General features: G+C 41.3%; 7 protein-coding genes. 5 read left to right on the top strand and 2 right to left on the bottom strand.

The genetic code is table 11. The annotated features are described in order from the left end of the window. Positions 1-53: 53 nt before the first annotated feature. On the top strand, positions 54-683 hold the full coding sequence (purN, locus tag Q5076_RS08100) for a phosphoribosylglycinamide formyltransferase (protein ID WP_303012289.1): 630 nt from the start codon (positions 54-56) through the stop codon (positions 681-683). A gap of 43 nt (positions 684-726) precedes the next feature. On the opposite strand, the gene pdxB is transcribed toward purN, so the two are convergent. Then, on the bottom strand, positions 727-1,767 hold the full coding sequence (gene pdxB, locus Q5076_RS08095) for a 4-phosphoerythronate dehydrogenase PdxB (protein WP_303012282.1): 1,041 nt from the start codon (positions 1,765-1,767) through the stop codon (positions 727-729). Between the two features lie 113 nt (positions 1,768-1,880). On the opposite strand from pdxB, the gene Q5076_RS08090 reads away from it, so the two are divergent. The 4 genes from Q5076_RS08090 to Q5076_RS08075 are packed head-to-tail and all read left to right on the top strand — an operon-like array spanning position 1,881 to position 5,449. Then, the gene (locus Q5076_RS08090) at positions 1,881-2,486 is read left to right on the top strand and encodes a DUF4254 domain-containing protein (protein ID WP_303012281.1); all 606 of its coding nucleotides are present in this window, start codon (positions 1,881-1,883) and stop codon (positions 2,484-2,486) included. A 3-nt stretch (positions 2,487-2,489) separates the two neighbouring features. Beyond that, on the top strand, positions 2,490-3,521 hold the full coding sequence (locus tag Q5076_RS08085) for a glycosyltransferase family 9 protein (protein ID WP_303012280.1): 1,032 nt from the start codon (positions 2,490-2,492) through the stop codon (positions 3,519-3,521). A 16-nt stretch (positions 3,522-3,537) separates the two neighbouring features. After that, positions 3,538-4,464 (top strand): glycosyltransferase family 2 protein, encoded by a 927-nt coding sequence (locus Q5076_RS08080; RefSeq protein WP_303012278.1) that lies wholly within the window; start codon positions 3,538-3,540, stop codon positions 4,462-4,464. 1 nt (position 4,465) lies between these two features. Then, positions 4,466-5,449 carry a glycosyltransferase family 4 protein gene (locus tag Q5076_RS08075; RefSeq protein ID WP_303012277.1) on the top strand — a complete coding sequence of 328 codons (984 nt, stop codon included), beginning with the start codon at positions 4,466-4,468 and terminating at the stop codon, positions 5,447-5,449. On the opposite strand, the gene Q5076_RS08070 is transcribed toward Q5076_RS08075, so the two are convergent. Then, positions 5,427-6,197 carry a lipopolysaccharide kinase InaA family protein gene (locus Q5076_RS08070; RefSeq protein ID WP_303012275.1) on the bottom strand — a complete coding sequence of 257 codons (771 nt, stop codon included), beginning with the start codon at positions 6,195-6,197 and terminating at the stop codon, positions 5,427-5,429. The genes Q5076_RS08075 and Q5076_RS08070 overlap by 23 nt on opposite strands. Positions 6,198-6,203: the final 6 nt, after the last annotated feature.

Here is a 6,203-nt window from a genome sequence, read left to right as displayed (position 1 = left end):
GCGGTGCAAAGGAATGAATATTTATCGTTTTGCGCAAATATTTGACTAAATAAATACAATGTTTTGCACATTTTTCACTGTTTTGTGCATTGAAATTGAGAGTTATGAAGAAAAACATCGCAATTTTTGCTTCCGGTTCCGGTTCGAATGCTGAGAATATCATCCGGTATTTCCGGAAGAGTGAAGCTGTCGGGGTCTCCTTGGTGCTTTCCAACAAAAGTGACGCTTATGTTTTGGAGCGTGCACGCCGTTTAAAAGTACCTTCCAACGTATTTCCGAAGGAGGATTGGATGGCCGGTGACGAGATTCTGGCTGTTTTGCAGGAGTACCGTATCGATTTCATTGTGCTGGCAGGTTTCCTGTTTCGGGTCCCGGATTTGCTTTTGCATGCTTATCCCAATAAAATCATAAATATACATCCTGCTCTTCTTCCGAAATACGGGGGAAAGGGAATGTATGGGGAACGTGTCCACCAGGCGGTGGTGGCTGCCGGCGAGAAAGAGAGCGGCATCACCATACATTATATTAATGAGCGTTACGATGAAGGAAGCGTGATTTTTCAAGCTGTTTGTCCTGTTCTTCCGGAAGATTCTCCCGATGATGTAGCCAGGAAAGTGCATGCCTTGGAATATGAGCATTTCCCGGTTGTCATAGAGCGGGTGCTGAACGGCGGGCTTGAATGATATTTTTGTTGCCGGCGGTTAAAGTTGGAAACTTTCGTCCCACTTACAATTCGATTGTGTATGCTTTTTCTTCCCTTCGCAAAGGGTAATTCCCACGCAGAGACTCGAATAATCCGGGTTGTTGTTTTAACCGGTTGCTGTCTTCTGCCGGGTTGTATATCCGGAGCAATGCTTCTTCGTAGTTCTTTGCATGGATAACGGGGGAGGCCGGTGCAGGGGCGTTAATCTCATAGTCGCCTTTTATCTGGAAAAATCTGCAGACCGCATCCAATGACATGCGTGTCGCATTTACTTTCCCGTCGGCGGAATATCCGGCGATATGCGGAGTACTGATAAAAGCTTTGGCAAGTAATTCGCGGTTGATATCCGGCTCATGTTCCCACACGTCGATAATGGCATCTGTTACGCTTCCGTCGTTCAATGCATCTAACAGGGCGCATGTGTCGATGACTTCCCCCCGCGAAGTATTGATGATGACCGGTTTCCGTTTCAATGACCGGAAAAACGTTTCATCCGCCAGATGGAATGTCTTGTATCTCCCTTCCTTATATAAAGGTACATGGAACGTAATGACATCACATTCTTCCGCTAATTTTTGCAGGGAGGTGAAAGTTTGGCTTCCTTCTTTTTCTTCCCGCGGCAAATCATTGAGTAGAATGCGCATTCCGAAATTCCCGACTACTTTGGCTACTTTGCTCCCTACATTTCCTGCTCCTACGATTCCGATAGTCAGCCCGTCCAGTCTCCTGTTTCTTACGGATTTCCAGACTAAGAGCGAGGATTGTACATATTGGGCCACGGAGGATGAATTGCAGCCCGGAGCGTTGGTCCATTCAATTCCGGCTTTTTCGCAGTATGCGGTGTCGATGTGGTCGAAGCCGATAGTGGCTGTCGCTATGAATTTTACCCGGCTGCCTTCCAGCAGTTCCCGGTTGCAACGGGTCCGTGTCCGGATGATAAGCGCATCCGCGTCCCGCACTAATTCCGGCGTGAAATCTTTACCGGAAACGTAGACGGTTTCATCGGCGATTTTGTCTGCCGCTTCTTTTATATAAGGTATCTTGTTGTCGATAACAATTTTCATGTACAATTCTCTTTTATATCTACAAAGGTAGGAAATAAAAAAGTAAGAAACGGTTGCTTGTCTGAAAAATATTACATAGCTTTGCCCTATTATATATCTATTTAGTTAAGATTATGACATTTAGTAACCTTTGCAACGATATTTTTGAGAAGTCTACGATAGATTATCACGTAACGGACAGTGTGGATGCGCCGATGAACAATCCTTACGAGTTAAAATCAATAGAGTATTATTTATACCTGAAGAATTGGATTGACGCCGTTCAATGGCATTTCGAAGATATTATTCGCGACCCTCAGATTGACCCTGTGGAAGCATTGGCTTTGAAAAGAAGAATTGATAAGTCCAATCAAGACCGTACGGATTTGGTGGAATTGATTGACAGTTACTTCCTTGACAAATATAAAGGCGTAAAATTACTTCCGGATGCGACAATCAATACGGAGAGTCCGGCATGGGCTGTCGATCGTCTTTCCATTCTCGCTTTGAAAATTTATCACATGCAGCAGGAGGTGGAACGTACGGATACTACGGAAGAACATCGGGTGCAATGTCAGAACAAGCTGGATATCCTGTTGGAACAGCGGAAAGACCTTTCTGCGGCTATTGATCAGTTATTGGCTGATATTGAAGCCGGAAGAAAATATATGAAAGTCTATAAACAGATGAAGATGTATAACGACCCGGCATTGAATCCGGTGTTGTATGCTAAGAAATGACGAATGGCGCGTATTCTTATTATCCGTTTTTCGGCTCTTGGCGATGTCGCAATGACAATACCGGTCATTTATTCATTTGCCGTACAATACCCTCAACACGAGATAACCGTGTTGAGCCGTGCTGTGTGGCAGCCTCTTTTCCAGGAGTTACCCGGTAATGTAAGTTTTATCGGAGCAGACTTGACCGGTAAGCACAAAGGCTTATGGGGGTTGAATCATCTCTACTCGGAGCTGAGGAGAATGCATTTTGATTGTGTCGCGGATTTCCATCATGTACTTCGTGCAAGATATCTGTGTTTGCGGTTTCGTCTTGCAAACATTTCAGTCGCTTCCATTTGTAAGGGAAGAGCGGGTAAGAAGAAGTTGGTTCGCCGTCAGCATAAAGTGATGGAGAGCCAGAAGAGTTCTTTTCGTCGCTATGCGGATGTTTTGGAGAAGTTAGGTTTCCCGGTTTTGCTGAATTTCTCTTCTATATATGGGGAAGGAAAGGGAAACTTTGCGGAAATAGAACCTGTTACCGGTCCGAAAGAGAATCGGAAATGGATTGGTATCGCTCCTTTTGCCAAGCATGCCGGTAAAATTTATCCGTTGGAGTTGCAGGAACGGGTGGTCGCCCATTTTGCCGCCGACCCGTCGGTAAAGGTTTTTTTGTTCGGAGGCGGGAAAAAAGAACAAGAAATCTTTGATGCCTGGATTGCCAAATACCCTTCGGTTGTTTCGATGATTGGCAAACTGAATATGCGTACGGAATTGAATCTGATGAGCCATCTGGACGTAATGTTGTCTATGGATTCGGCCAATATGCATCTGGCGTCTTTAGTGAATATCCCGGTTGTTTCTGTTTGGGGGGCAACGCATCCTTATGCAGGTTTTATGGGCTGGAAACAGTTGCCGGTCAATACGGTACAACTCGATTTGCCGTGCCGCCCTTGTTCAGTGTATGGACAGAAGCCGTGTTGGCGGGGGGATTATGCATGTTTGTGCGGTATAAGTCCTGAACAGGTGATAGAGAAGGTTGAAGGAACTATTGTGTAACAATAAAAATGTAAATATGCAGAAGGATTCATTAGGAAAAAACGAAAGAATATTTTCGATTCTTATTCCAACATGGAATAATTTGGATTATCTTAAATTGTGCCTTGCTAGCATAAAAAAGAATTCGGCATATAAGCATCAGATTTTAATTCATGTTAATGAAGGAAGAGATGGTACGCTAGAATGGTTGAGACAACAAAAAGAGTATGAATATACTTATAGTGAGGATAATATAGGGGTTTGTTGGGCATTAAACGGATTGCGCCCTCTGGTGAAAACAGATTATATATTGTATATGAATGATGATATGTATGTTTGTCCTGGTTGGGATAGTGCATTATGGAATGAAATCCGCTCTTTACCGGATAATAAATTCTTTTTATCTGCTACTTTAATCCAACCTCGTCCGTTTTTTTGTAAGAGTGTTATAGCACCTGCCAATTTTGGTGAGAGTGTGGATACGTTCAATGAAGAAGAACTTCTGGACAAATATCATTTGTTACCTCATTCAGACTGGTTCGGTTCTACTTGGCCGCCTAATGTTGTACATCGTGATATCTGGGATTTAGTAGGCGGATACAGTATTGAATTTTCACCGGGTATGTACAGTGATCCGGATTTCTCAGCAAAATTATGGATGGCAGGAATACGGTTGTTTAAGGGAATCTCCGCTAGCCGTGTCTATCATTTTGAAGCTCGTTCAACAGGACGGGTAAAGAAGAATGATGGCAGTACGCAGTTTTTATTGAAATGGGGTATTACTTCTGCTTCTTTTATGCGGAATATTTTGAAGAGAGGAGAGTGTTTTGATATGAATTCGATAGAAAGGATAGATAATCTGACTTTAAACAAAGATATTATCCGTAGTCGATTGAAAAAAATTTTATGTTCGTTTAAGAAGAACCTACATTCGAAGAATTTATGGGAAAATAAATTAAAATAATATGCATTTAGGAGTTATATTACCTCATACTAAGCTTTATGGCGGAGTAAAGCGTTTTTTGGAGTTAGGAAATATTTTTATAGAGCTGGGACATACTTTTACTGTGTATACGGTAGAAGGAAAAACGCCAGTCTGGTTTGACTTTAAAGGAGAAACAAAGACTTTTGATAAACTGAAAACGGATAACCTTGATGCACTGTTTACAACGGAAGTGAAGTTTCTGGAACAGTTAGTCACAGCTAATACAAAGAGGAAAATTTTGTATCACGTACGGATAACTGAAAAAATCCGTAAAGCCTTCAAATATCCTGATATTGAGATTTTTGCTTGTTCCACAAATATCTATTTATATGATAAGAAAAAATATGGAATTGAACCTTTTAAGGCTCTTGGAGGGGTAAATGTTTCCAATTATCAGGTAAAAACGGATTATTTGGTTCAGGGGCGACCTTTCTGTGTGATGGCTTACGGGCGTTTGGCAGAAAAGGTGAAAGGTACAAAGTATGTAGTTAGGGCGTGTGAAAAATTATACAAGAAAGGATATAATATAAAGTTGCTTTTATTTGATACGGCAATAAGTGAGAAAGCACAAAAAATGATAGACAATTTTTCAACTTGTGTGCCTTTTGACTTTATTCAGAATCACCCTTTTGATAAGAATTCGGAACTTTTTAACCGGGCGGATGTTTTTGTTGCGGCCGAAGGACATGCAGGTTGGTCCAATACTGTAGCGGAAGCAATGGCATGTGCTCTTCCTGTAATCGCTACAAAAGCTGGTACACGTGACCTATTGATAGATGGGGTGACTGGTTTGAATACTTGGAGGTATTCTTTTATGATACGCCGTAAATTGAGAACTCTGTTCGAGGATGAAGAGCTAAGAGCGCGGCTTGGAAAGGCTGCACGTAAGAATGTAGAGAACTTTGATTGGAATGTACTGGCACGAAATATAGAACGATATCTTATGGAGTCAGTAAATGTTTAATTTTTCTTCGGGTGTTTCGAATAAAACTTTTTCTTTCAGTTATTTTGTTATGTGTTTCGGTTAGTTGAATTAGTTTTTGGATGGTGGATTTTGCATCACTATGGGTTAGAAGGGCATATTCTTCTCCCATAATATGCAACATATTGTGGGAAGCTTCGAGGTTGGATAGATTCTTTAGTCCTTTGGGGGCGGATACTTTAGTAAATTGAGTTCGGTTTAAATCGACTAAGTAAAAGCTGAAGGTTCCATCGTTTTCCTTACGTATCAAAGTGTTCCCTGGAGAATGGTCGATAAAGTATACTCCTTTTTGATGAAAATTATAAGTGAACCGAACGAATTCCCGGAGTACAGTTTCTTGTTCCATAGGGGGGAGGTTAATAATTCCTCTGAAAGTAAAGTCATAATCCAATTGACGACAAATATAATAACTTTTTGTCAATCCGAAATTGTCTTGGTACAGAATGAATGCTATCGGTTCAGGTGTGTTGATTCCTAGCTGATGAAAACGAGTAGCATATATGAAAGAACGTTCTGCCTTAGACTTCCGCAAATAGGCATAAGCTATTTTGTTTATGAAATGAGGTATTTTAAATGCTTTAACACACATGCGTATACCACCACATACAATTATTTTAAGTGTGTTTCTCCCCTTATATATTATTTCTCCTTCTTTGTCGAAACGTTCCGGTATGGAAAGAATGCACTCTTTTAAGTTTCTATATTTAGGATTAATTTGGTAGTCAGTCATAAATAT

The sequence above is a fragment of the uncultured Bacteroides sp. genome, from assembly GCF_958445495.1.
Lineage (GTDB): Bacteria > Bacteroidota > Bacteroidia > Bacteroidales > Bacteroidaceae > Bacteroides.
The sequence above is the reverse complement of the archived record's forward strand: the minus strand, read 5'-3'. Positions and strand labels throughout refer to the sequence as shown.

What these genes read in the sequence shown, in the direction of transcription:
- Q5076_RS08080 (WP_303012278.1), top strand. Translation starts at nt 3,538, where the DNA reads ATGCAGAAGGATTCATTAGGAAAAAACGAAAGAATATTTTCGATTCTT.
- Q5076_RS08085 (WP_303012280.1), top strand. Translation starts at nt 2,490, where the DNA reads ATGGCGCGTATTCTTATTATCCGTTTTTCGGCTCTTGGCGATGTCGCA.
- Q5076_RS08070 (WP_303012275.1), bottom strand. Translation starts at nt 6,197, where the DNA reads ATGACTGACTACCAAATTAATCCTAAATATAGAAACTTAAAAGAGTGC.
- pdxB (WP_303012282.1), bottom strand. Translation starts at nt 1,767, where the DNA reads ATGAAAATTGTTATCGACAACAAGATACCTTATATAAAAGAAGCGGCA.
- Q5076_RS08090 (WP_303012281.1), top strand. Translation starts at nt 1,881, where the DNA reads ATGACATTTAGTAACCTTTGCAACGATATTTTTGAGAAGTCTACGATA.
- Q5076_RS08075 (WP_303012277.1), top strand. Translation starts at nt 4,466, where the DNA reads ATGCATTTAGGAGTTATATTACCTCATACTAAGCTTTATGGCGGAGTA.